Annotated in this window: 19 protein-coding genes; 9 read left to right on the forward strand and 10 right to left on the reverse strand. The window is 72.3% G+C overall.

All coding sequences use genetic code 11. From position 1 onward, the window contains the following. Positions 1-64: 64 nt before the first annotated feature. Positions 65-3,694, reverse strand: coding sequence for a transcription-repair coupling factor (mfd, locus tag ACZ6N8_RS02610; RefSeq protein WP_466007016.1), 3,630 nt, complete (start codon positions 3,692-3,694; stop codon positions 65-67). A 535-nt stretch (positions 3,695-4,229) separates the two neighbouring features. On the opposite strand from mfd, the gene ACZ6N8_RS02615 reads away from it, so the two are divergent. Next, on the forward strand, positions 4,230-5,141 hold the full coding sequence (locus ACZ6N8_RS02615) for a cyclase family protein (RefSeq protein ID WP_466007017.1): 912 nt from the start codon (positions 4,230-4,232) through the stop codon (positions 5,139-5,141). A 108-nt stretch (positions 5,142-5,249) separates the two neighbouring features. Beyond that, positions 5,250-6,170, forward strand: a complete 921-nt coding sequence (locus tag ACZ6N8_RS02620) for a helix-turn-helix domain-containing protein (protein WP_466007018.1) — start codon at positions 5,250-5,252, stop codon at positions 6,168-6,170. Positions 6,171-6,450: 280 nt separating this feature from the next. On the opposite strand, the gene ACZ6N8_RS02625 is transcribed toward ACZ6N8_RS02620, so the two are convergent. Then, positions 6,451-7,491 (reverse strand): S66 family peptidase, encoded by a 1,041-nt coding sequence (locus tag ACZ6N8_RS02625; protein ID WP_466007019.1) that lies wholly within the window; start codon positions 7,489-7,491, stop codon positions 6,451-6,453. Positions 7,492-7,561: 70 nt separating this feature from the next. On the opposite strand from ACZ6N8_RS02625, the gene ACZ6N8_RS02630 reads away from it, so the two are divergent. Both ACZ6N8_RS02630 and ppc read left to right on the forward strand, forming a co-directional pair. After that, positions 7,562-8,590 (forward strand): hypothetical protein, encoded by a 1,029-nt coding sequence (locus ACZ6N8_RS02630; protein ID WP_466007020.1) that lies wholly within the window; start codon positions 7,562-7,564, stop codon positions 8,588-8,590. A 128-nt stretch (positions 8,591-8,718) separates the two neighbouring features. Then, a complete protein-coding gene (gene ppc, locus ACZ6N8_RS02635; protein WP_466007021.1) occupies positions 8,719-11,505 on the forward strand; it encodes a phosphoenolpyruvate carboxylase in 2,787 nt (928 codons plus the stop codon). 70 nt (positions 11,506-11,575) lie between these two features. On the opposite strand, the gene ACZ6N8_RS02640 is transcribed toward ppc, so the two are convergent. After that, positions 11,576-12,394, reverse strand: a complete 819-nt coding sequence (locus tag ACZ6N8_RS02640) for a hypothetical protein (RefSeq protein WP_466007022.1) — start codon at positions 12,392-12,394, stop codon at positions 11,576-11,578. Positions 12,395-12,448: 54 nt separating this feature from the next. On the opposite strand from ACZ6N8_RS02640, the gene ACZ6N8_RS02645 reads away from it, so the two are divergent. After that, positions 12,449-13,627 carry a DNA recombination protein RmuC gene (locus ACZ6N8_RS02645; protein WP_364368034.1) on the forward strand — a complete coding sequence of 393 codons (1,179 nt, stop codon included), beginning with the start codon at positions 12,449-12,451 and terminating at the stop codon, positions 13,625-13,627. Position 13,628: 1 nt separating this feature from the next. Here ACZ6N8_RS02645 and ACZ6N8_RS02650 read toward each other — a convergent pair whose 3' ends face one another. Together ACZ6N8_RS02650 and ACZ6N8_RS02655 are read right to left on the reverse strand one after the other, a co-directional pair. Next, the gene (locus ACZ6N8_RS02650) at positions 13,629-14,066 is read right to left on the reverse strand and encodes a hypothetical protein (RefSeq protein ID WP_466007023.1); all 438 of its coding nucleotides are present in this window, start codon (positions 14,064-14,066) and stop codon (positions 13,629-13,631) included. Between the two features lie 45 nt (positions 14,067-14,111). Beyond that, a complete protein-coding gene (locus tag ACZ6N8_RS02655) occupies positions 14,112-15,089 on the reverse strand; it encodes a 4-hydroxy-3-methylbut-2-enyl diphosphate reductase (protein WP_466007024.1) in 978 nt (325 codons plus the stop codon). Between the two features lie 114 nt (positions 15,090-15,203). Here ACZ6N8_RS02655 and xseA point away from each other — a divergent pair, with 114 nt between their 5' ends. Together xseA and ACZ6N8_RS02665 are read left to right on the forward strand one after the other, a co-directional pair. Next, complete coding sequence (gene xseA / locus ACZ6N8_RS02660) at positions 15,204-16,418, forward strand: exodeoxyribonuclease VII large subunit (RefSeq protein ID WP_466007025.1); 1,215 nt, start codon at positions 15,204-15,206, stop codon at positions 16,416-16,418. 47 nt (positions 16,419-16,465) lie between these two features. Then, positions 16,466-16,687 carry an exodeoxyribonuclease VII small subunit gene (locus ACZ6N8_RS02665; RefSeq protein ID WP_364368042.1) on the forward strand — a complete coding sequence of 74 codons (222 nt, stop codon included), beginning with the start codon at positions 16,466-16,468 and terminating at the stop codon, positions 16,685-16,687. A gap of 42 nt (positions 16,688-16,729) precedes the next feature. On the opposite strand, the gene ACZ6N8_RS02670 is transcribed toward ACZ6N8_RS02665, so the two are convergent. The 3 genes from ACZ6N8_RS02670 to ACZ6N8_RS02680 all read right to left on the reverse strand — a co-directional run bounded on the left by ACZ6N8_RS02670 (position 16,730) and on the right by ACZ6N8_RS02680 (position 19,500). Further along, positions 16,730-17,581 carry a hypothetical protein gene (locus ACZ6N8_RS02670; protein WP_466007026.1) on the reverse strand — a complete coding sequence of 284 codons (852 nt, stop codon included), beginning with the start codon at positions 17,579-17,581 and terminating at the stop codon, positions 16,730-16,732. A gap of 236 nt (positions 17,582-17,817) precedes the next feature. After that, positions 17,818-18,639, reverse strand: coding sequence for a hypothetical protein (locus ACZ6N8_RS02675; protein ID WP_466007027.1), 822 nt, complete (start codon positions 18,637-18,639; stop codon positions 17,818-17,820). Between the two features lie 117 nt (positions 18,640-18,756). Further along, positions 18,757-19,500, reverse strand: a complete 744-nt coding sequence (locus ACZ6N8_RS02680; protein ID WP_466007028.1) for a DUF4245 domain-containing protein — start codon at positions 19,498-19,500, stop codon at positions 18,757-18,759. A gap of 156 nt (positions 19,501-19,656) precedes the next feature. Between ACZ6N8_RS02680 and glpX the strand changes: the two genes are divergently transcribed. Next, complete coding sequence (gene glpX, locus ACZ6N8_RS02685) at positions 19,657-20,688, forward strand: class II fructose-bisphosphatase (protein WP_357992627.1); 1,032 nt, start codon at positions 19,657-19,659, stop codon at positions 20,686-20,688. Beyond that, complete coding sequence (locus tag ACZ6N8_RS02690; protein WP_466007029.1) at positions 20,685-21,656, forward strand: DMT family transporter; 972 nt, start codon at positions 20,685-20,687, stop codon at positions 21,654-21,656. The genes glpX and ACZ6N8_RS02690 overlap by 4 nt, the downstream gene beginning before the upstream one ends. Before the next feature lie 49 nt (positions 21,657-21,705). Here the strand turns inward: ACZ6N8_RS02690 and ACZ6N8_RS02695 are convergent, their stop codons facing one another. After that, on the reverse strand, positions 21,706-23,397 hold the full coding sequence (locus ACZ6N8_RS02695) for a hypothetical protein (RefSeq protein ID WP_466007030.1): 1,692 nt from the start codon (positions 23,395-23,397) through the stop codon (positions 21,706-21,708). 65 nt (positions 23,398-23,462) lie between these two features. Further along, entirely contained in the window at positions 23,463-24,431 is a 969-nt protein-coding gene (locus ACZ6N8_RS02700) for an NAD(P)/FAD-dependent oxidoreductase (RefSeq protein WP_364370676.1), read from the reverse strand. Positions 24,432-24,458: the final 27 nt, after the last annotated feature.

Below are 24,458 nucleotides of genomic sequence, written 5' to 3' on the forward strand. Positions count from 1 at the left end.
CGTCACTCTCTCATGCCCTTCCGGTCGCTGTGACGGCCCCCACCACACCGCGCACGCCCCCACCTCACGTGGCGGCGACGGCGAGCGGGGCGGGAGCACCAAGCACATCGGAGAGCAACTGGGCGCACCACTGCAACAGCGCCTGGTCGCGCAGCGGCTCACCACCGACCCGGCGGGTCGTCGGCCGGGGCACACTGACCTGGTCGGTGGCCTGCTTGTAGACCGCGTCCGGGTGGTACCGCTTGAGCCGCAACTGCTTCGAATCCGGCAACGGCAACGGGCCGAACCGTACGTGCTTGCCCTGCATCGACACGTCCGTCAGGCCGTAGCGGCGGGCCAGCAGGCGGAACCGGGCCACCTCCACCAGGTTCTGCACCGGGGCCGGCGGCTCGCCGTACCTGTCGGTCATCTCGGCGACGACCTCGCGCAGCCGGTCCTCGTCGCGGGCCTCGGCGAGCTTGCGGTACATCTCCAGGCGCAACCGCTCCACGCCCACGTAGTCGTGTGGCAGGTGCGCGTCGACCGGCAGGTCGATCTTGACGTCGGTCTCCTCCTCCGGCCGTTCACCCTTGAACGCGGAGACCGCCTCGCCGACCATCCGCACGTACAGGTCGAAGCCGACGCCCTCGATGTGCCCGGACTGCTCGCCGCCGAGCAGGTTGCCGGCGCCCCGGATCTCCAGGTCCTTCATCGCCACGTACATGCCGGCGCCCAACTCGGTGTGCTGGGCGATGGTCGCCAACCGCTCGTGGGCGTGCTCGGTGAGCGGCTTCTCCGGCGGGTAGAGGAAGTAGGCGTACGCCCGCTCGCGGCCCCGGCCCACCCGACCACGGATCTGGTGCAGCTGGGCCAGGCCGAGCAGGTCGGCCCGCTCCACGATCAGGGTGTTGGCGTTCGGGATGTCGATGCCCGACTCGACGATCGTGGTGCAGACCAGGACGTCGAACTCCTTCTCCCAGAAGCCGACCATGACCTTCTCCAGGGCGTCCTCGCCCATCTGGCCGTGCGCCACCGCGACCCGCGCCTCGGGCACCAGCTCCCGCAGCCGCCGCGCCGCCCGGTCGATCGACTCGACCCGGTTGTGCAGGTAGAAGACCTGCCCGTCGCGGAGCAACTCGCGGTGGATGGACGCGGCCACCTGCCTGTCGTCCTGCGCGCCCACGAAGGTGAGCACCGGGTGCCGCTCCTCCGGCGGGGTGGCGATCGTGGACATCTCCCGGATGCCGGTGATCGCCATCTCCAGCGTCCGCGGGATCGGGGTGGCCGACATGCTCAGCACGTCCACCGACGCACGCAGCGTCTTCAGGTGCTCCTTGTGCTCGACGCCGAAGCGCTGCTCCTCGTCGACGATCACCAGACCCAGCTGCTTGAACCGGGTCGCCGTCTGCAACAGCCGGTGCGTACCGATGACGATGTCGACGGTGCCGTCGGCCACCATCTCCAGCGTCCGCTCGGTCTCCTTCGCGGTCTGGAACCGGGACAGCTGCCGGATCTGCACCGGGAACTGGCTCATCCGCTCGGCGAACGTGTTGTAGTGCTGCTGCACCAGCAGCGTCGTCGGCACAAGCACCGCCACCTGCTTACCGTCCTGCACCGCCTTGAACGCCGCCCGGACCGCGATCTCGGTCTTGCCGTAGCCGACGTCGCCACAGATCAGCCGGTCCATCGGGACGGTCTGCTCCATGTCCCGCTTGACCTCGTCGATAGCGGCGAGCTGGTCCGGCGTCTCCTGCCAGGGGAACGCGTCCTCCAGCTCCCGCTGCCAGGGCGTGTCCGGGCCGAACGAGTGACCCTTGGACGCCTTGCGGGCGGCGTACAGCTGGATGAGCTGCGCGGCGATCTCCCGGACCGCCTTGCGGGCCCGGGCCTTGGACTTCTGCCAGTCCGAGCCGCCCATCTTGTGCAGCGTCGGCTGCTCGCCGCCCACGTAGCGGGAGAGCTGGTCGAGCTGGTCGGTGGGCACGAACAGCCGGTCGCCGGGCTGGCCGCGCTTGCTCGCCGCGTACTCGATGACCAGGTATTCCCTGCTCGCGCCGTTCACCGTACGCTGCACCAACTCGACGTACCTGCCGATGCCGTGCTGCTCGTGCACCACGAAGTCGCCGGCCTTGAGCTCCAGCGGGTCGATCGTGTTGCGCCGCCGGCTCGGCATCTTGCGCATGTCCCGCGTCGAGGTGCCCCGACCGCCCGTCACGTCGTTGCCGGTCAGCACCACGAAACGGGACGACTCGTCGACGAACCCGCTGCTCAGCGCCCCACAGGTGACCACCAGGTCACCGGGGGCGGGGGCGGTCGGGACCTCCTCGGTCAACCGGGCGCCCAGCCCGGCGTCGCGCAGAACCTCCACCGCCCGCTGGGCGGGGCCGTGCCCCTCGAAGACCAGCGCGATCGACCAGCCCTCGCCGGCCCACCGCTTCAGGTCGTCGACGACCCGGCTGGTCTCGCCGTGGTAGAGCGGGGCCGGCTGGGCGGCGAGGGTCACCGCGATGGCGTCGTCGGGGGTGACCGACGCCTGCTCGGGCGCGTCCTCCCAGGGCTGGCGCGTCTCGGCGGTCCCCGCCTCCACCAGCCCGAACGGGGACAGCGTCCACCACGGCTGGCCGAGCCTGCCGGCGGCGGCGCGCACCTCGGCGAGGGTGCGGAAGGCGGCGGCGCCGACATCCACCGGGGCCTGGCCACCCACCGCGGCGGCGGCCCAGCTGGCCTGAAGGAACTCCTCCGAGGTACGCACCAGATCGTGCGCCCTCGTGCGGATGCGCTCCGGGTCGCACAGCAGCACGTGGGTGCCGGCCGGCATCGCGTCCAGCAGCAGCTCCAGCGAGTCGGGGCCGACCAGCACCGGGGCGAGAGACTCCATGCCCTCCACGGGGATGCCCTCGGCGAGCTTGTCGAGGATCTCCGCCAACTCCGGGTGCTGCTCGGCCAGCGCGGCGGCGCGCTCCCGGACCGCGGGGGTCAGCAGCAGCTCACGGCAGGGCGGCGCCCACAGCAGCGGAACCTGCTCGATGGTCCGCTGGTCGGCGACGGCGAAGGTGCGGATCTCCTCCACCTCGTCGCCCCAGAACTCGACCCGGGACGGGTGCTCGTCGGTGGGCGGGAAGACGTCGAGGATGCCGCCGCGTACCGCGAACTCGCCCCGCTTGGTGACCAGGTCCACGCGCGCGTACGCCATGTCCGTCAACCGGCGGGCGACCTCCTCCAGGTCCGCCTCCTCGCCGGCAGCGAGCTGCACCGGCTCCAGGTCGCCCAGGCCCTTGAGCTGCGGTTGGAGCAGCGAACGGACCGGCGCCACCACCACCCGCAGCGGCCCGGTGCCACCGTGCGCGTCGGTCGACTCGGGATGCGCCAACCGACGCAGAACAGCCAACCGCCGGCCGACGGTGTCCGAACGGGGCGACAGCCGCTCGTGGGGCAGCGTCTCCCAGGAGGGGAACACCACCACCTGCTCGGACGGCAGCAACCCACCCAGGGCGGCGGCCAGGTCGTCGGCCTCCCGGGTGGTGGCGGTCACCGCCAGCACGGGCCGCCCGGCCCCCTCGTTGTCGGCGGCGACCGCCGCGACGGCGAACGGGCGCAGCGCGGCAGGGGCGGTGATGTCGAGGCCGTCGACCTGGGCGGCACCGGAGCGCGCCAGGTCACGCGCCCGGGCCAGCCCCGGGTCGGCCAGGGCGGCGGAGAACAGACCGGTGAGCATGTGATCACTTCCAGGGGAGTCGACGCACACGACGGCTGCCCCTCGTCCGGTCGGACGGGGGGTGCACGACAACCAGACTAGCCCCGTCCACCGACAGCCACCCCCTTCCGCCCAGGTCCACCCCCGCGCCCCGCGCCCCGCACCCCGCGCCCCGCACCCCGCGCCCCGCGCCCCGCGCCCCGCGCCCCGCGCCCCGCGCCCCGCGCCAAGATCGTGCTCGATCCTGGAAGTAGTGGCCTCAGCCACGCACCGATGCCACTACTTCCTGGATCGGGCGCGATCTTGGCGTCGAGCGCCGCGCAAAGCCCACCCACCGGCCCGGGTGGCCGCTCCCCACCGCCGCCTCGCCCCAAGATCCGGACAACTTCCGGGAAAGTGCGGCATCACGGCGCGCTGAGGCAGCACTTTCCCCGAAGGTGCGCGGATCTCCACGGCGCAACGCGCAAGGAACCCGCCGCGCGGTGCACCTGGGCCTCCGCCTGCGCGGGACGTGCGGATCTTGACTGGGGCGGGGGGTCGTGATCGGGTTTGGGGCATGGATAGGCAGTGGCGGGTGCAGTTCGACGCGGAGGTGAGCTTCGCGAACGGCGGCGGGTTGCGCACCGAGGGGTTCCGGCTGGACATCCAGGGTCGGGAGATCAGTGACGAGGATCTGGCCGCGCTCTTCGTACGGCACCTCGGGCTGCTGATGGTCTCCGACGTACGGATCAGCGCCAAGACGATCATCGAGGAGCCGCACAAGGGGGGCCGGGGTGTGACCGGGGTGCCCGGCACCGGCCCCCGGCTCGTCGAGCTGAGCCATGTGATCAGCGACGGGATGGTGACGCTGCCCGGCTGGCCGGCGCCCCGGATCAGCGACTGGTTGACCTTCGCGGACTCCCGGGCGAACTACGCCCCGGGTACCGAGTTCCACGTGGCCCGGATCGACCTGCTCGCCAACACCGGTACGTACCTGGACACTCCGGCCCACCGGTGGGCCGGCGGCGACGACCTGACCGGGGTGCCGCTGGACCGGATCGCCGATCTGCCCGGGGTGGTGGTCCGGGTCCCCGCGGGCGCCCGGGCGGTGGACCGGCTGATGCTGGCGCCGTACGAGGTGGCGGGGCGCGCGGTGCTGCTGCACACGGGGTGGGATGCGCACTTCGGGACCGAGCGGTACGCCGCGCCGGAGGCGCCGTATCTCACCGGGGAGGCTGCCCGGGCGCTTGCCGACGCCGGTGCCGCCCTGGTCGGGATCGATTCGATCAACATCGACGACATGGGCCCGGCGGCCGGCGGCGAACGCCCCGCGCACAGTACGTTGCTGGCCGCCGGCATCCCGATCGTGGAGCATCTGACCGGCCTGGACGCGCTGCCGCCGAGCGGCTTCCGGTTCACGGCGGCACCGCCGAGGGTGGCCGGCATGGGTACCTTCCCGGTTCGCGCCTTCGCGGTGGTCGACGGCTGACGTCGCGAGGCCGGTCCGCAGAACGTGGGGGTGGACCGGGGGCGGGTGAGCCGACACCATCGGGGGAGGGCGAAAGATCGCCATGCCGGTCGTGAGCCAGGGGGGACGATGCCCGCAGAAGGCACCGGGAGTGACCCGCGCCGCCGCACCACTCCGGCGCGATGGCGGGTGCTGGGGCACCCGGACGGAATGTTGATCTATCAGGTGCACTGCATCGTCGAAAACCACGGCTGGACGGAGACCGTCGCCGAGGACCGCCACAAGATCGTGCTGGGCCGCTCCGGGGCGTACCGGCGTCGGCTCAACGGACGGGTCGGGCTCTCCGACGCCACCTCGGTCCTTGTGACCCGGCCCGGCGACGAGATGTCGGTAGCGCACCCGTTCGGCTGCGGCGACTCGTACACCTGCCTGGAGATCGATCCGGCGGTGCTGGCGGAACGCAAGGACGCCGAGCGCTGGCTGGACCAACGTGGCTGGGCCGGCACCTCGGACGCCACGCTGGACCTGGCGCACCGCCTGCTGGTGGCGGAGTTCCGGCGCGGGCTGGACGGGTTCGAGATGGCCGAACGGCTGCAACGGTTCCTGGCCCGTCTGCTGCACCACAGCGCCCTCAGCTCGGACGACGTTGGCGCAGAGGTGGAGCGGTCGGTACGGCGACGACCGGCGACACTGGCCGCGCACCGGCGGCTCGCCGACCGGGCCCGGGAGGTGCTGGCCAACTCCGGCTTCACGATGAGTCTGGACGAGGTGGCGCGCGAGGTGGGCAGCTCACCGCACCACCTGAGTCGGGTGTTCCAGCGCATGACGGGCAGCAGCCTGACCGCCTACCGGAACCGGCTGCGGGTGCGGGAGGTGCTGAACACCCTCGCCGAGCCGGACGGGCGCCCGCTCGGCGCGCTCGCCACCGAGTACGGCTTCGCCGACCAGGCACACCTGACCCGGGTGGTCCGCGAGCAGGTAGGTCATCCACCGGCCCGGCTGCGCCGGCTGCTCACCGCCGGCGGTGACGACGCGGGCGGAACGGCCTGACCGGCCGCACCGCAGACCCACGACGGCGGAACGATCGCGTGGAGGTGCCGCACGTGGGGTGTACGGCACCTCCACGGGCGCGCGCCGAGGCGGCCCGCCAAGGTCCGGTCGGGCGTCGGACCTCCCCGAACAGGTCCGCGTGCCGCGCTCCGCCAGCCGTCGCTGGTGGCTCCCGGACCGACACGGACCATCCTGCCGACGCGCGCCCACCCCGGTCTTGAACAAAATTGCTCACTCACCAGATCCCGGGCCGGGACGGGACAGCCCGAGCCGGCACCGGTCAGTAGCGCACCGCGATCCGGTGGTCGACGGCGTCGACCCGGATCTCCCCTCCGTACGGGATGATCAGCTGCGGGTCGGTGTGGCCAAGGTCGACGTCGAAGACCACCACGGCGTCCGGGTTGTAGGTGGCGAGGGCGCGAGTGATCGCGTCGCGTTGGGCCTCGCCCCACGCGAGCCGTTCCGGCACCGAGTGCGGTTTGTCGAAGTCCCACGCCTTGGGCCGGCCCACGACGACGGCCGGGAAGGCGGCGAGCAGTCCGCGTTCCCCCATGTTCCGCACGATCCGGAACACCTCCCGCGCGTCGGGCAGTTCGTTTGAGGTCTCGAAGACCAGTACGGATCCGGTCAGCTGGTCGGCGGTCGGCACCCGGTCGGTGGCCATCAGCCAGTGCAGGATCTCCAGGCAGCCGCCCCAGGTGCGTCCCTGCACCACCCGCGCCGGCCCGTGCCACCGCCAGCCGGATCCGGGCAGCATCTCCGGTTCGTACGCCAGCGCCTCGGGCTCGTGCCACGGGTTAGGCCGGTCTCCCCAGAGCGGCGCGGGGGTCAGGTCGTACCAGCCGGTGGTGAACAGCGCGGCGCGCAGCGAGTCGAAGGTCAGCGGGTGCGGCGCGCCCGGGCGGCCGAGGTGCACCAGCACCGAACCACCGTGGTACGCCACGATCCCCAGCCGGTACAGGTGGTTGAGCACGTTCGTGTTGTCGGAGTAGCCGAAGTAGGGCTTCGGGTTGGCCCGCAGCACGTCGTCGTCGAGGTGCGGGGTGACCGTGATCAGGTCGTCTCCGCCGACGGTGGCGAGCACGGCGGTGATGCCCGGGTCGGCGAAGGCGGCGGTCAGGTCACGGGCCCGGTCGCGCGGGTCCGCTCCCGCGGCGCGGGTGGTCGGGTACTCGACGGGCTCCAGGCCGAACTCCTCGCGCAGCCGGCGCAGCCCCAACTCGTACACGTGGGGGAAGACGGCCGGTAGGCCGGCGGAGGGCGAGACGACCGCGACCCGGTCGCCCGGCCGTGGTTTCGGCGGGTAACTCAGCGACACCATGCTCAGAAGCTAGCCGCCCGGCCAACCGGTTTTCCCCGGCGGAACCCCAACCGGGACATAGGCTGACAAGGTGGACCAGACGCCGCACGGTGGATCCCGCGACTGGGCGCCGCGCAGCATCGGGCTGCTCCTCGGCACCCTCGCGCTGGCCACCGCGTTCATCGCTGCCTACGTGGGGGCGCTGCACCAACCCACCCCTCGAGACCTGCCGGTCGGTGTCGCCGCTGGCGACCAGCGCGCCGAGGGGACGCTCGCCGCGGTGCGCGACCAGAGCACAATCATCAAACCCATCGGGTACGACGACCCGGACGCCGCCGAGCACGGCCTACTCAGCCGCTCGGTGTACGCGGTGCTCAGCAGCCGGGACAGCGGTCTGCTCCTCACCGTCGCCAGCGCGTCCGGCCCCTCCGCGACAAGCGCGATCCGTGAGGTGCTGACCACCGCTGCGGCCCGCTCCAACACGCCGCTCGAGGTCGTCGACGAGGTGCCGGTCCCCTCGGCCGACCCGCGCGGAGTGGTGCCCTTCTACCTGAACGTCGGGTTCGTGCTCGGCGGGTACCTCGCCTCCACAGTGCTCGGCATCTCCGCCGGCACCACCCCGCGTACGGCGCGTCGGGCCGGGCTGCGGATCGCCGCGCTCGCGGTCTACAGCGTGCTGCTCGGCATCGCCGGCGCGCTCGTGGTCGGCCCCGGCCTGGACATCTGGCACCACGACGTACCGACAATCGCCGCCATCGGCGCGCTCGCCGTCTTCGCCGCCGCGATGCTCGCCAGCGCCATCCAGGGGTGGCTCGGAGTCGCCGGCACCGCGCTCGTCATCCTGCTGCTCGTCGTGCTCGGCAATCCCGGCTCGGGCGGCATCTACGCGCCGGAGTTCCTGCCCGCGCTCCTGCGCGGCATGCACAGGTGGAACATCCCTGGACTCGCCAACGACCTCACCAAGGCGGCTGTGTACTTCGACTGGCGGTCGGCGGGCTGGCCGGCGGCAGCGCTCGCCCTCTGGGCGCTCCTCGGCACTGTCGGACTGGTCACCTCCAGCCTGGTCCGCGGCCACCGCGCCGGCGCCTCCCACCCCGCCTTGAGGCGGGACGGTGGTTGAGATCACGTCGGAATCGGCCCTTCCAGGACGGTAGATCCGGCGGGCCCTCTCCTGTCATCCGGGTCGGCACGGATACGATCCAGGAAGTCGGACAGCGCTGTCCTTCGTACCAACGTAAGGAGCGCATCGTGACCGACCAGCACGACCACGACGGCCCGGACGCCGCGCTGCGCGCCGACATCCGCCGGCTCGGCACCCTGCTCGGGCAGACCCTGGCCCGCCAGGAGGGCCGCCCGCTGCTCGACCTCGTCGAGGAGATCCGCGCCCAGGTCCGCAGCGACGCCCCGGCTGCCGCCCAGCGGCTCGGCGGGCTCGACGTGACCACAGGCACCAAGCTCGCGCGGGCCTTCTCCACCTACTTCCACCTGGCCAACATCACCGAGCAGGTGCACCGCGCCCGCGACCTGCGCCGCCGCCGCGCGGTACAGGGCGGCTGGCTGGACCAGGCCGCCAAGATGATCGCCGAGCGCGGCGTGCCGGCCGAGGAGATCGCCAACGCCGCCCGCCGGCTGGCCGTCCGACCGGTCTTCACCGCGCACCCCACCGAGGCGGCCCGCCGCTCGATCCTGTCCAAGTTGCGGGCCATCGCCGACGAGTTGGACACCGAGACCGCGAACGCGATCCTCTACGGCGCCAGCGACGAGGGCCCGGCGAACCGCCGCCTCGCCGAGCTGCTCGACCTGATGTGGCAGACCGACGAGCTGCGGCTGGACCGACCGGACCCGACCGACGAGGCCCGCAACGCCATCTACTACCTGCGCGACCTGTACGCCGAGGCCGCCCCGCAGGTCCTCGACGACCTGGCCGACACGCTGCGGACGCTCGGCGTGGAGACCTCGCCGACGGCCCGCCCGCTGAGCTTCGGCACCTGGATCGGCGGCGACCGGGACGGCAACCCGTTCGTCACCCCGGCTGTCACCCGCGAGGTGCTGACCATCCAGCACGAGCACGGCATCGCGGCCACCGAGAAGGCGATGGACCACCTGATCAACGAGGTGTCCGTCTCCCGCCGGCTGCGCGGGGTGTCGCTTGACCTCTCCGCCAGTCTCGCCGCCGACCTGGACGCGCTGCCCGAGGTGGCGCAACGCTTCCGCCGGGTCAACGCCGAGGAGCCGTACCGGCTCAAGGCGCGCTGCGTGAAGGCGAAGCTGGCCAACACCCGGCAGCGGCTGCGCATGGGCACCGCGCACGTCCCGGGACGGGACTACCGCGGTTCCGCCGAGCTGGTCGCCGACCTGGAGCTGCTGCGCGCCTCACTGGCCCGCAACTCCGGGCAGCTCACCGCCGTCGGCCGGCTGGCCTCCACCATCCGTACGGTGTCCGCGTTCGGCCTGCACCTGGCCACCATGGACGTCCGGGAGCACGCAGAGGCCCACCACGCGGTGCTCGCCCAGCTGTACGAGGCGGTCGGCGAGGTCGCCGACTACCCGGCGCTGACCCGGCTGGAACGCACCAAGCTGCTCGCCGACGAGCTGACCGGCCGCCGGCCGCTGTCCACCCTGGACACCCCGCTCACCGAGGCGACGCGCAAGACGTTCGACGTGTTCAGCACGATCCGTGAGGCACAGGACCGGTTCGGCAGCGAGGTCATCGAGTCGTACATCATCTCGATGACCCTGGGCGTGGACGACGTGCTTGCCGCGGTGGTGCTGGCCCGCGAGGCCGGGCTGGTGGACGTGCACAGCGGACGGGCCCGGATCGGCTTCGTGCCCCTGCTGGAGACCCCCGCCGAGCTGAACGCCGGAGGGGAACTCCTCGACGAGCTGCTGTCCCTGCCCGCGTACCGGTCGCTGGTGGCGGCCCGGGGTGACGTGCAGGAGGTCATGCTCGGCTACTCGGACTCCAACAAGGAGGCCGGAATCACCACCAGCCAGTGGTCGATCCACCGGGCACAGCGCGCGCTGCGGGACGTGGCCGCCCGGCACGGCGTGCACCTGCGGCTGTTCCACGGCCGGGGCGGCACTGTGGGGCGTGGCGGCGGGCCGACGCACGAGGCGATCCTCGCCCAGCCGTACGGCACGCTCGACGGCGCGATCAAGGTGACCGAGCAGGGCGAGGTGATCTCCGACAAGTACACGCTGCCCTCGCTGGCCCGGGAGAACCTCGAACTCACCCTCGCCGCGGTGCTCCAGGCGACGCTGCTGCACACCGCACCCCGGCAGCCGGCCGAGATGCTGGAACGCTGGGACGCGACGATGGACGTGGTGTCCGAGTCGGCCTTCCGGTCGTACCGGTCGCTGGTGGAGGATCCGGACCTGCCTGCGTACTTCTGGGCGTCCACGCCCACCGAGCTGCTCGGCGCGCTGAACATCGGCTCCCGGCCGGCGAAGCGCCCGAACACCGGCGCGGGGCTGTCCGGCCTGCGGGCCATCCCGTGGGTGTTCGGCTGGACGCAGACCCGGCAGATCGTGCCGGGCTGGTTCGGCGTCGGTTCGGGGCTGGCCGCCGCCCGGGAGGCCGGGCTGGCCGACGTGCTGGCCGAGATGCACCGCAACTGGCACTTCTTCCGCACGTTCCTGTCGAACGTCGAGATGATGGTGACCAAGACCGACCTGAGCATCGCCCGCCGGTACGTCGAGACGCTGGTCCCGAAGAAGCTGCACCCGATCTTCGAGCAGATCGAGCGGGAGTACGAGCTGACCAAGCGGGAGGTGCTGGCGGTGACCGCCTCCCCCGCCCTGCTGGAGAACTCGCCCGTGCTCCAGCGCACCCTCGCGGTCCGCGACACCTACCTGGAGCCGCTGCACCACCTCCAGGTGGCGTTGCTGCGGCAGTACCGCGACTCGGGTGCCGCCGGCCGGGCGGTGGCCACCGCGCCGGGCGGCCGTCGCGCGCCGAGCGACGGCACCGCCCTGGAACGCGCGCTGCTGACCACTGTGAACGGCATCGCCGCCGGTATGCGCAACACCGGCTGACCAGTCGGAACGACGAAACAGGCCCCGGTCACCACGACCGGGGCCTGTTTCGCATGTCACTCACCGACTGTCAGAAGTCGCCCCCGCCGAAGTCACCGCCACCGAAGTCGCCCCCACCGAAGCCTCCGCCGAAGTCACCGCCGGCGTAGTCGCCGCCACCGAAGTCACCGCCGGCGTCGCCACCCTGGTCACCGCCGAAGTCCTGGTCGCCGCCGTCCCCGCCCTGGTCGGCTCCGTCGCCGAAGCCCTCCTGGTAGCCCTCTTCGTACCCGTACCCCGGGTCGGCGAAGGCAGGCGAGAACAGCGCGTCGGCGATCAGGATGCCGCCCAGCACACCGGCGCCCGCGCCCAGCGCCGTCTTCCACCACGGCGTCGAATACCAGCCGGCCGGCACCGGACGGCCCTGGTAACGCCCACCCGGGTAGTAGTAGGGTGTTTCCCGACCCGGCTGCGGACCGGCCCGGAAGGTCTGGCCCTGCACGTCGACAGTGCGCTCCTTGGTGAGCTGCCCGACACCACGCGCGGCGGCAAGCGTCGGCAGCTCGGGCCCGGGGTCGATGCCCATCGCGGTACGCGCCGCCCGGATGTACGCCAGCCCCTCCAGCGCGGTCTCGCGGGCCAGCGCGAACTGGTGCGGCGTGGACGCCTGCTCCAGCTGCGAACCCGCCGCGTTGTACCGCTCGCCGGCGTCGGCGAGCGCCTGCCGGACCGCCGGCTCCCCGCCCTGGAGGTTCATCAACTGGCCGCCGAGGCGCTCGTACCAGCGGTGCGCCTCCGCGCGGGCGTCGCCCAGCTCGGTGCGTCGACGGGCGGTGGCCTGAGCGCGGATGAGCGCCCCGGCGCCCAGCGCGCCGACCAGCACAACCGCGAGGCAGAGCACAAGTTCCATGTCAACGAACGTACCCCCGGGTGTCACGTCGTACCCGTCTGGCAAGCTCCGGTGATGGACGTCTCGACGCTGCTGCTGGTGATCGTGTGCCTCGGCGTCGGCGGTGCGGTGGGTTGGCTCGCGGCCCGGTCCCGGTCGGTGGCCGACATCGCCCGCCTCGACGCCACCCTGGCCGCCACCCGTGAGGGCGAGGGGCGGCTGGAGCAGTCCATGCGGGCGTTGAGCTACGAGGCCACCGCGCAGTCCCAGGAGGCGGTGGCCCGGGCGGTCGCTCCGCTGCACGAGACCCTGCGGCGCTACGAGCAGCGGGTGGCCGAGCTGGAGCACGACCGGGTCGACGCGTATGCCGAGCTGCGGGAGCAGGTGCGCTCGATGAGCGCGGTCTCCGGCGAACTGCGGACGGAGACGAAACAGCTGGTGGCGGCGCTGCGCGCGCCGCAGGTGCGAGGCCGGTGGGGTGAGCACCAGCTACGCCGGATCGTCGAGGCGGCAGGCATGCTTGAGCACTGCGACTTCTCCGAGCAGGTCACGGCCGCCACCGACCAGCAGGTCGTCCGCCCGGATCTCGTGGTACGGCTGCACGGCGGGCGGTCGGTGGTGGTGGACGCGAAGGCGCCCTTCGACGCGTACCTGACGGCGATGGAGGCCCGCGACGAGCGCGGCCGGGACACCCACCTCGACGCGCACGCCCGGCACCTGCGTGGGCACGTGGACGCCCTGGCCGCAAAGTCGTACTGGTCGGCGTTCGACAACTCACCGGAGTTCGTGGTGCTGTTCGTGCCCGCCGACCCGTTCCTCGACGTCGCGTTGCAGCGTGACCCGTCGCTGCTGGAGCACGCCTTCGCCCGCAACGTTGTCCTCGCCACGCCGGCCACCCTTGTCGCACTGCTCCGCACTGTTGCCTACTCGTGGCGCCAGGAGGCGCTGGCCCGCAACGCGCTGGCGGTGCACACCCTGGCCCGGGAGCTGTACGGCCGGTTGTCCACGCTCGGCGACCACGTGGGCAAGCTCGGGTCGTCGCTGGCCGGGGCGGTGACCGCGTACAACCGGGCGGTCGGGTCGCTGGAGGCCCGGGTGCTTGTAAGCGCCCGCAAGCTCGCCGAGCTGGGTGTCTCCGACGAGGAGTTGGCCACGCCGGCGCAGGTCGAGTTGACGCCCCGGCAACCGCAGGCACCCGAGCTTGTCGACGCGGCCGACGACGGTGTGGCGGCCGGCGAGCCCACCCGACCCTGAGTCAGGCCGGCTGGGCGTTCTCCACCTGGAACGGGGTGCCCTGCTGGCAGGTGGTCATCACGCCCGCCTCCACCCGACCGGTGACGGTGACCTTCGCGCCGGGGCGCAGCACGTCCCGGGGGCCGCCCAGCAGCAGGTAGCCGTCGAGCAGCACACAGTTCGGCTCCACACCGGCGGTGACCGTGCCGGTGAGCGTGGTCGCGCCCACCGGCGGCGGCAGCGTGGGGCCACCGGGCTTCGGGCGTCCGGGCGGGGTCGGCGTGGTGGTCGCGCCCGGGCCGGGGGTCGCCGGCACGGCCGTGGACGGCGACGGCTCCGGACTGGGTTGGCCGGTCGCCGACGCGCTCGGGCCAGGGGTGGTGGGGTCGTTCGTTTCGCCGCAGGCGGCAAGTGCCGCGCACAGCACGAGTGCGGGTACGGCGAGCCGAGGAATCCTCATACCCGTATCCGACGTGCCGCGTCGCCGAGCCGTTCCCTCAGGCACTCAGCCGCGCGCCGCGGCGGCGGCCTTCATGTCCCGCTTGAGCTCCTGCGGCAGCGAGAAGGTGAGCCGCTCGTTGGCGGTGGTGATCTCCTCCACGTCGCCGAAGCCGCGCGCCGCGAGGTGGGCCAGCACGTCCTTGACCAGGTCCTCCGGGACGCTCGCGCCGGAGGTCAGGCCGACCGTGGTGGCGCCCTCCAGCCAGGCGTCGTCGATCTCGTGGGCGAAGTCGATCAGGTGACCGGCGCGGGCGCCGGCGTCCAGGGCGACCTCGACCAGGCGGACCGAGTTGGAGGAGTTCGTCGAGCCGACGACGAGCACCACGTCGCAGTCGGCGGCGATCTCCTTGACCACGTGCTGCCGGTTGGAGGTGGCGTAGCAGATGTCGTCGCTGGGCGGCGACTGGAGCAGGGGCAGCCGCTGCTTGAGCCGGGCCACCGTCTCCAGCGTCTCGTCCACCGAGAGCGTGGTCTGGGAGAGCCAGACCACCTTCTCCGGGTCGCGGACGGTGATCTTGTCGGCGTCGTCCGGGCCGTCCACGAGCTGGATGTGCGCGGGAGCCTCACCGGCGGTGCCGATGACCTCCTCGTGCCCCTCGTGGCCGATGAGCAGGATGTCGTAGTCCTCGGCGGCGAACCGCTTCGCCTCCTGGTGCACCTTTGTGACAAGCGGGCAGGTCGCGTCGATCGCCTTCAGCGAACGCGCCTTGGCCTGCTCGTACACCTCCGGCGCCACGCCGTGCGCGGAGAAGATGACAGTGGCGCCCTCGGGCACCTCCTCGTTCTCCTCCACGAAGATCGCACCCTGGGCCTCCAGGGTCTGCACGACGTGCTTGTTGTGCACGATCTGCTTGCGGACGTAGATCGGGGCGCCGTAGAGCTTGAGCGCCTCCTCGACGGTCTGCACGGCGCGGTCGACACCTGCGCAGTAGCCGCGGGGCTTGGCCAGGAGCACGCGCTTGCCGGTCCGGAGATCAGTCACCCGTCCATCCTACGTGCCGGTCCCCAGACCCGGCGATCAAGAGGTTTGCGTCGGAAACGCGCCCGGAACTGACGCGAATCTCTTGATCACCGGGCGGGTCCGTAGGGTGGGCGGGTGAGCGGGAGCGGGAGCAGCAGTGCTGAGGAACCCTGGCCGGTCCGGGTGGTCAGCCAGAAGGTGGGCGCCTGGATCGCCAAACTGGGCTGGGTCTGGGTTGACGGGCAGGTGGCGCAGATCAGCCGCCGGCCGGGTGCCAGCACTGTCTTTCTCACCCTGCGTGACCCGTCGGCCGACCTGAGCCTCACCGTCACCACAAACCGGGACGTGCTCGACATCGGTGCGCCTGAGCTGCGTGAGGGCGCCCGGGTGGTGCTGCACGCCAAGCCGGAGTTCTACGCTGCCCGGGGCACGCTGAGCCTGCGCGCCGACGAGATCCGCCAGGTCGGGCTCGGCGAGCTGCTGGCCCGGCTGGAGAAGCTCAAGAAGCTGCTCGCCGCCGAAGGGCTCTTCGACCGTGCCCGGAAGCGCCGGCTGCCGTTCCTGCCCGGCCGGGTCGGGCTGATCACCGGGCGCGCCTCGGCTGCCGAACGGGACGTGCTGACCAACGCCAGGCGTCGCTGGCCAGCGGTGGAGTTCCGGACGGTGAACGTGGCGGTGCAGGGCCCGTCCGCCGTCCCGCAGATCGTCGACGCGCTCAAGGTGCTGGACGCCGACCCGACCATCGACGTGATCATCATCGCCCGGGGCGGCGGCGGCATCGAGGACCTGCTGCCCTTCTCCGACGAGGCGCTGTGCCGGGCGGTGTTCGGCTGCCGTACGCCGGTGGTCAGCGCCATCGGCCACGAGACGGACGCGCCGCTGATCGACTACGTGGCCGACGTGAGGGCTTCCACCCCCACCGACGCGGCCAAGCGGGTGGTGCCCGATCTCACCGAGGAGGTACGCCTCATCGGTCAGGCCCGGCACCGGCTGCACCGGGCGGTGCGCAACCTGGTCGACCGGGAGGCCCACCGGCTCGACAGTCTGCGGTCCCGGCCGGTGTTGGCCCGACCCCAGGTGATGGTCGAGCAGCGGACGACCGACCTGGCCGCGCTGCGCCAACGGGCCGGACGCTGCCTGGACCACCGGCTGGCCGGTGCCGAGGACGAGCTGCGGCACACCCTGGCCCGGCTGCGCGCGCTGTCCCCCGCCGCCACCCTCGACCGGGGGTACGCGATCGTGCAGCGCGCCGACGGCCACGTGGTGCGCGCGGCGACCGAGGTCGGCAAGGGCGACCCGCTGCGGGTACGACTGGCCGACGGCGAACTGGCCGCCACGGTCGGCGGCTGAGTGGTGGGGCGCGATGAGACCAACGCGGTGTGCTGAGATGGGACGCGATGACTGACGACACGAAGGCGGGGCCGGACGAGCGGCTCAGCTACGAGCAGGCCCGCGCCGAGCTGGCGTCGGTGGTCGAGCGGCTGGAGGCCGGCGGCACGTCCCTGGAGGAGTCGCTGGCGCTCTGGGAGCGCGGTGAGGCCCTGGCGGTGATCTGTCAGCGCTGGCTTGACGGCGCCCGGGCGCGGATCGACTCCGCCCGGCAGGAGCAGGCTTCCTGAGCGTCGGGTGGGATGGCCGGAGCCACCCCACCCGTACGAGCGTCAGTTGAACAGGCTGTACAGCTCGGCCGGCGCCTCGACGACCTGGTCCGCCGGCGGCTTCTGCGCGGCGGTGGCGGTGCCGTAGTCGGAGTACGTCATCTTGATCTCCTGGGCGGCGGTCTGCCCGGCGGCCGGGAGCTGCAACACCAGCTCGCTGAGCCGGCCCTGCGGGTCCACCTTCGCGGTGAACGGGACGGTCTTCGCCTGGGTGCCCAGCGCGGCGATCGTGGCGGCGTTCAGCGAGCCGGCCTCGGCGGCCTTGGTGACGTCGATGGTGCCCGCGTACGCGCCGGTGCCGGTGCTGCGTACCTCGGTGATGCCCTGGGTCAGCACGGCGCTGCCGGCCGGGTCGACCTTGTCGAAGTCGAAGCCGAGGTTGCGGTTGCCCTTGATGCGGGCCTGGTCGAGGTGCTGGTACTTGCCCAGGTTGAGCTGCTTGATGGCGGGCAGGCTGTTGGCGGTGGGGCCGGTCAGCTCCAGCTTGACCCAGCTGTCCGGCTTGAAGTGGATCACGTCGAGCTTCATCGCCAGGTCGGACGAGGGGCCGCCGATGGCGATCTTCATGGCCGCGCTCTGGCTCGGCTGGTGCACCTGCCCCTCGGCGGTGGAGCCGGCGGCGGTGAGGGTGAACCGGAAGTTGCCGTTGCTGATCTCCTTGGTGGAGTCGAGCAGCGCCTGCTTGGCGTCACCCGCCACAGGTGCTCCGCCGGACGGGCTCGCCGAGCCGGACGCGCTCATGGTCGGGGACGCCGTCGATCCGGCGGTGCCGGTGCCGCCGCTGGCGCAGGCGGCCAGGGCGGGCGTGAACAGGGCGGCGGCTACCAGGCCTGCGCCGAGTCGTCGAACAGTCATGCGTGTCTCCCAAGAGGGTCACCCGACGACCTGGACGGCGCCGGAAACCGGGCGGCGCAGCAGCACCGTCGGCTGCGCCGCGCGACCCGGGCCGAGCAACGTGCCCAGGGTCACCCCCTCTCTGTTCCCTGCCGGCCCGTCGGACAATCACCCTTCTGTCCGGTTGCTCGAAAGGGTGAGGTCCGGAAAGGCGGAACCGGGGCGGCCAACGGCCACCCCGGTTCCGTGGATCAGACCTACTTGAACATCTCGTACGTCTCGGCAGGAGCCTCGACGACCTTGTCCGCCGGCGGCTTCTTCGCGCCGGTGCCGGCCCCGTAGCCGGTGTAACCGATCTTGACCTCGTGTGCGGCGGTCTCGCCGGCGGCCGGAACCGAGATGACCAGCTCGGTGAGCCGGCCCTGCGGGTCCAGCTTGGCGGTGAACGGCAGCGCCTTGGCCTGGGCACCCAGGGCGGTCACGACCTCCTCGTCGAGGGCGGCCGAGTCGGTGGCGGCGGCGGTGATGTCGATCTTGCCGGCGTAGGCACCCTCGCCGGTCTTCTGCACCTCGGTCATGCCCTTGACCAGCGCGTCGCTGGCCAGCGGGTCAAGCGTCTCCGGGTCCAGCTGGAGATCCTTGATGTCCTTGACCTTGGTCTTGTCGAGGTGCTGGTACTTGCCCTTGTTCTTCGTCGCGCCGGGGATGGCGGCGGCCATGGCACCGCCCATGTCCATCTTCACCCAGCTCTCCGAGTCGATGTAGATCATGTCCATCTCGATCGACACGTCCTCGGACGCGTCACCGAACTTCACTGTGAACTGCGCGCTGTTGCTCGGCTTGTGCACCAGACCGCCGCCGGTCGTGTCGGCGCCGGCCAGGGTGAAGGTGAAGTCGCCCTTGCCGAGCTCCTTGGTGGAGGCGAGCAGCGCCTCCTTGGGGTCGGCCGGGACCGCCGGGGCGGACGGGGACGAACCCGAGGCCGTCGGCTTGTCGTCCGTGTCGGAGCCGCACGCAGCGAGAGCCGGCACGAGCAGGGTGGCGGCGAGGAAGCCGTAGCTCCACCGTCGAATGTTCACGAAGATTCCACTCCAAAACAGGGGAAAATATCCGGCGCGACATCTGCCGGATCTGAGCCGTGGGAGCGTAACGGATCTTCGCTGCCGTCCGGGTTCCGCCGATCGGCGGAATCCGGTTCAGCGCAGGGCGGTGGCGAGTTCGCGTAGCTCGTTGTCCCGGGCGTCGCCGATGACCAGCACCGTACGGGTGGGCTCCAGCAGAACGAGTGCCTGCTGGTTGCCGCGCGCGGTGTAGCGCTGCCAGGTCCGCCCGGCCAGCTCGGTCGGACCCTGCGGCTGACCCTGGTCGGTCAGCTCGGCGGGCAGCAGCCGCTCCGCCGGCACGCTGCTCTGCACCAGTTGGACGCCCCGCCCCTCCGGTGTGAGGTAGCCGATACGGAGGTTCGCGCCCCCGTCGACCGTCTGGTAGCGGGCGCTCACGGTGCGCCAGTCGGAGCCGAGCCCCTGCGGTTGGCTCACCGGGAACACGTTCGCCGAGCGGGCCTGCTCGATCGCCGGGGCCGGGTCGACGGTGGTGGCCTGGTCGCCGCCGAGGAACCCCCGGTAGAACGCCAGCAGCAGCGCGATCGGGACCAGCAGCACCAGCAGCGAGATCGCCATGTCCTTCGGCGACCGCTCGGATCTGGCAGACTCCCGTCGTGGCGGCGGCGCCGGCCACTCACCGGTCTCGGTGGCGGCGTCGCCCCGGGCCGGTTCGGCGGTGGGCCCGGGCTCGACAAGCGCCGGCTCGCCGTCCGGCGGGGACGTCGGGACTGTCGCGGCAGGCTCACCACCGGGGCCGGCGGGGACGCCGGCCGGCGGCTGGCCCTCCGGCGGCGTGCGGTCGGCGGGTACGCGGTCAGCTGGCTGTGCGGGTTCCACCCCATCATCTTCGCAGCCGCCCGACCGGCGGTATCCGGGCCATCACCGCCCCGCGCCGACGCCCGGTCGGCCATCGTGTGAGGATCAGCGACAAAGCCGGCGGCGGGGAACACCCTGCCACCGGTCGTCCCCGCACCGTCGCGAGGAGGAGCCGTCATGACGAACACCAGGACGCGGATCCCACAGGATCTCGACCGCAACCTTGCCCTCGACCTGGTCCGGGTCACCGAGGCCGCGGCGATGGCCGCCGGCCGCTGGGTCGGCCGGGGCGACAAGGAGGGCGGCGACGGAGCCGCCGTCGACGCCATGCGCAAGCTGATCAACTCGATCCAGATGCGCGGTGTCGTGGTGATCGGCGAGGGCGAGAAGGACAACGCGCCGATGCTCTTCAACGGCGAACACGTAGGCGACGGCACCGGTCCGGAGGTGGACGTCGCCGTCGACCCGGTGGACGGCACCACGCTGATGAGCAAGGGGATGCCGAACGCCCTCGCGGTGCTCGCCGTCTCCGAGCGGGGCGCGATGTTCGATCCGAGCGCTGTCTTCTACATGGAGAAGCTCGCGGTCGGCCCGGCGTACGCCGACGTGATCGACATCAACGCCGGGGTGGCCGAGAACCTGCGCCGGATCGCGAAGGTCAAGGGCACCGACGTCTCCGAGGTGACGGTCTGTGTGCTGGACCGCAGCCGCCACGACGACCTCGTCACGCAGATCCGCCGGGCCGGGGCGGGCATCCGCTTCATCTCCGACGGCGACATCGCCGGTTCGATCGCCGCCGCGCGGGGAGAGTCCGACGTCGACGTGCTCATGGGCATCGGCGGCACCCCGGAGGGCATCATCTCCGCCTGCGCGTTGAAGTGCATGGGCGGGGCGATGCAGGCCAAGCTCTGGCCGCGCGACGCCGAGGAGCGGGAGAAGGCGCTCGCCGCCGGGCACGACCTGGACCGGGTGCTGGGCACCGACGACCTCGTCACCGGGGACAACTGCTTCTTCGTGGCCACCGGCGTCACCTCCGGCGACCTGCTGCGCGGGGTGCGCTACCGGGCCGGCGGCGCGTACACCCAGTCGATCGTGATGCGCTCCAAGAGCGGCACGATCCGGGTGATCGACTCGTACCACCGTCTGGAGAAACTGGCGCTCTACTCAGCCGTCGACTTCGACGGCCGACCGCTGGCCGAGCAGGAGTGATCGACACCGGCACCGCGACACCGCAGGCCCTCTCCGCGACGCGCCGGATCGCCGGCGTCGCGCTGGCGTCGTTCTCCGGGGTCGCGGTGGCGGTGCAGTCCCGCATCAACGGCGAGTTGGGTGTACGTCTGGCCGACGGGTTCGCCGCGGCGGTGGTGTCGTTCGGGCTGGGTCTGCTGGTGCTGCTGGTGCTCGTGCCCGCCACCCCCGGCGGGCGGCGTGGCCTGGTCGCGCTGCGGCGGGCGGTCGCCACGGGGACGCTCCGGCCGTGGCAGTGCCTCGGTGGCATGTGCGGGGCGTTCCTGGTCGCCTCCCAGGGGCTGACCATCGGCTCGCTGGGGGTTGCCGTCTTCACCGTGGCCGTGGTCGCCGGGCAGAGCGGCAGCAGCCTCGCCGTGGACCGGGCCGGCATCGGTCCGACCGGTCGACAGCCGGTCACCCGGCAACGGCTGGCCGGTGCGGTGCTCACCGTGCTCGCGGTCGTCCTGGCGGTCGGTGACCGGCTGGGTGCACCGGGCACGCTGCTGCTGGCCCTCCTTCCGCTGCTCGCCGGGGTGGGCACCGCCTGGCAGCAGGCGGTCAACGGCCGGGTCCGGGCGGCGGCCGGGAACGCGCTGACCGCCACCCTCGTCAACTTCGCCGTCGGCACGACAGTCCTGCTCGTCGCGTTCGCGATCGACATCGCGGTACGCGGCTGGCCGACCGGTCACCTGCCGAGCGAGCCGTGGCTCTACCTGGGCGGCCCGATCGGCATCGTGTTCATCGCGATCGCCGCCGCGATAGTGCGTTTCACAGGTGTCCTGCTGCTCGGTCTGGCCACCATCGCCGGTCAGATCGTCGGGGCGGTCCTGCTGGACCTGGTGCTGCCCACGGCTGCGTCGCACCCGGGGCCGAACACCCTGCTCGGCGCCGGGCTGACCATGGTGGCCGTCCTGGTCGCCGCGCTGGCGCCTCCCGCCCGCCGCTGACCGGGCCGCCCCCGGACCGCACGACGCAGCAGCCCGCCGGACGACCTGCTCAGCGCGGTGGCAGCTGCGACGGGTAGGGCGGATCCGGCACCGCCGGTGGGTCCGCAGGGTGCGGCGGATGAGGAGAGGGCGGATAGGCGTACGGCGCGTTCGGACAGGGCAGGTACGGCGGGCGCGGCCGGTACCGGCGTTCGTACGCGCGAGCCGGGTCGACAAACCGGGAGATCCGGATGGCAAGCAACACACCCGGCACCGTGGCCAGTAGGGCGATCGCCACAGCGACCCTGCCCTGCGGTGGGTTGCCGAACAGCCAACCGACGAGCGGCAACCCGGCCAGGAGCGCGGTGAGCAGAAGCCCGGTCAGCGCCCAACCGATCCACCGGGATGACGCGCCCTGGTAACGGGCCCGGACGAGCAGAGCCACCGCCGGCAGCACGCCCATCGGCAGCGTGACAGCCGCCAGGGCCATGAACGTGAGGCCGTCGTCCTCACGGTCCCACACCGCGACCAACGGGCTCGCCGCGACAAGCATCGACAGGCCGCCGGCGAACCCCCACCAGCGTGGACCCTCACCGCGGCGGATCGCCAGGTGACCGGCGAGCACGGTGACCGCGCAGCCGAGGGTGAGCGCGAGCGCCACGGCGAGCAGCAGGTCCGTCCGGCGGCCACCGGGGCCGCCGTCCAGCGGGGGCGGATCTTCCCAGCGGGCCTCCTCCGAGTACCGCCCCTCCAGAAAGCCCTTCCGTTGCCACGCGCCATCCGACCCGCGGTGCAGGACGCCGTCCCGGCCGTTGGCTACAAGCACCTCGTGGCCTCCGCCGGCGGCGGGATAGACGATCAGGTCCCGGGAGGCGAAGTGCCGGCTGACGTCACCCGGGTTGTAGGACTGGCGGGCCAGCCCCTCGCGGCGCGCGTCCGACACCTCCCACGCCACCCGCCACGTCGTACCCGCGTCGTCGCTCTGCTCCACCCGCAGGTGACCCTCGACCGCCCGGTAGCACCGCTGCGGCTCGGCCGGCACGCACGCCTGCCGCTGCCCGGCGCCCTGGCCGGACAGCCGCCGCTGCTCGTCGAGGGTGGCGTTGCGCCAGGTGATCCCCCGGTTGTCGCTGACCAACCACGACCCGTCGGCCGGCCGGGTCGGCCAGTCCCGGCTGTTGTATCCCATGCCGGCCGAGATGGCCGGTTGACCGTCGAGCAGCGCGGTGCCCACGGCGTAGGGGTAGTAGACCGCGCTGGTGGCGGCCACCGCCAGCACCGCGGGCGGCAGCACCACAAGCAGCCGGACCGCCCGGGCGGTCCGTCGACGCACCGGCCGGCGGCGCGAACGCGTCCAGCTCCACCAGGCCAGAGCGAGCGCGGGCAGGGTGAGCAGATCGGTCCGATCGGCCCGGACCAGCGACGGACCGGCCAGCACGGTCCACGCCGACGAGGCCAGCTCGGCGGCGTACCCGCTGGATTTGACGACCGCGAACCCGGCGCCAACCGACGCCAGGGCGACAAGCGCGGCGGCCCGGGCGGGCAACCGCGGCACCAGGAGGGTCAGCAGCACCGCGACCAGCGGCGGGGTGAGCACCAGGCCGGCGACGTCGCTCAGCTTGCCGGTCAGCAGGCCCGGGAAGGCCGCCTTCAGCACGTGGTCGTTGACCAGCAGCACGGCCAACGCGAGCAGGGTGCTGGGGTGACAGAGCCAGGACAACGTCGTCGGCGCGCCGTCGCGTGGTGTCTCGGGATCCGTCATCCCCCCAGGGTCGGGGCGGCCAGTCTCGATCCGGACACGGAGCGGTCAGTGTCCGATACCGACGGTCAGCCGGCGTCGGAGGAGTGCCCCGGGAAGAGATGCGCGCTCGGGTCGATGGCCACCGCCGCGTTGTTGACCGCGGTGGCCGCCTCGCCGAAGCCGGTGGCGATCAGCCGGACCTTGCCCGGGTACTCGGTGATGTCACCGGCCGCGAAGACCCGGGGGAGGTTGGTGGCCATGGCGCTGTCCACCAGGATGTGCCGGCGGTCCAGCCGCAGTCCCCATTCGGCGAGAGGGCCCAAATCGGCGGTGAAGCCGAGCGCCGCGACCACCGTGTCGACAGGCAACGTCTCGGTCGCGCCACCGCGCACGGTCACCTCGGCCCCGGTCACCGCGCCCTCTCCGAAGAGCCTGGTGACCTCGGCGTTGACCACCACCCGGACCGGCAGGGACAGCACCCGGGCGACAGTCGAGGCGTGCGCCCGGAACTTCTCCCGCCGGTGTACGAGAGTCACCGAACGGGCCAGCGGTTGCAGAGCCAACGCCCAGTCGAAGGCGGAGTCACCGCCACCGACGATCAGCACGTCCCGATCGGTCAGCTCCGCCGGCTCGGTCACGAAGTAGACGATCCCGCTGCCGGGAGCCGCGTCGGCGCAGGGCAACGGCCGGGGGCTGAAGCTGCCCAGCCCGCCGGTGACCACCACGGCGCCGCAGCCGAGCTGCTCACCACCGGCCAGGCCCAGCACCGGCCGCTCGTCGGCGTACGAGAGCTTCTCGGCCCGGGTGTTGAGCAGGTACTGCGGGCCGAACGGCGCCGCCTGGGCCACGAGGTTCGCCACCAGGTCCCGGCCCTTGACGGCGGGAAACCCGGCCACGTCCAGGATCAGCTTCTCCGGATACATCGCGGTGACCTGACCACCTGGCTCGGGCAGCGCGTCGATCACCGCCACCGACAACCCGCGGAACCCGGCGTAGTACGCGGCGAAGAGGCCGGACGGCCCGGCCCCGATCACGGCGATGTCGACCTCACGCATGGCGTACCGTCGCTTTCCGCTCACGGA

It is taken from the genome of Micromonospora sp. NPDC047521 (genome assembly GCF_055587305.1).

Coding starts and splice junctions, on each gene's coding strand:
- ACZ6N8_RS02625 (WP_466007019.1), bottom strand. CDS start 7,491: ATGGTGTCGCTGAGTTACCCGCCGAAACCACGGCCGGGCGACCGGGTC.
- ACZ6N8_RS02620 (WP_466007018.1), top strand. CDS start 5,250: ATGCCCGCAGAAGGCACCGGGAGTGACCCGCGCCGCCGCACCACTCCG.
- ACZ6N8_RS02640 (WP_466007022.1), bottom strand. CDS start 12,394: ATGGAACTTGTGCTCTGCCTCGCGGTTGTGCTGGTCGGCGCGCTGGGC.
- ACZ6N8_RS02695 (WP_466007030.1), bottom strand. CDS start 23,397: ATGACGGATCCCGAGACACCACGCGACGGCGCGCCGACGACGTTGTCC.
- ACZ6N8_RS02650 (WP_466007023.1), bottom strand. CDS start 14,066: ATGAGGATTCCTCGGCTCGCCGTACCCGCACTCGTGCTGTGCGCGGCA.
- ACZ6N8_RS02670 (WP_466007026.1), bottom strand. CDS start 17,581: ATGACTGTTCGACGACTCGGCGCAGGCCTGGTAGCCGCCGCCCTGTTC.
- glpX (WP_357992627.1), top strand. CDS start 19,657: ATGACGAACACCAGGACGCGGATCCCACAGGATCTCGACCGCAACCTT.
- ACZ6N8_RS02665 (WP_364368042.1), top strand. CDS start 16,466: ATGACTGACGACACGAAGGCGGGGCCGGACGAGCGGCTCAGCTACGAG.
- ACZ6N8_RS02615 (WP_466007017.1), top strand. CDS start 4,230: ATGGATAGGCAGTGGCGGGTGCAGTTCGACGCGGAGGTGAGCTTCGCG.
- ACZ6N8_RS02700 (WP_364370676.1), bottom strand. CDS start 24,431: ATGCGTGAGGTCGACATCGCCGTGATCGGGGCCGGGCCGTCCGGCCTC.
- mfd (WP_466007016.1), bottom strand. CDS start 3,694: ATGCTCACCGGTCTGTTCTCCGCCGCCCTGGCCGACCCGGGGCTGGCC.
- ACZ6N8_RS02645 (WP_364368034.1), top strand. CDS start 12,449: ATGGACGTCTCGACGCTGCTGCTGGTGATCGTGTGCCTCGGCGTCGGC.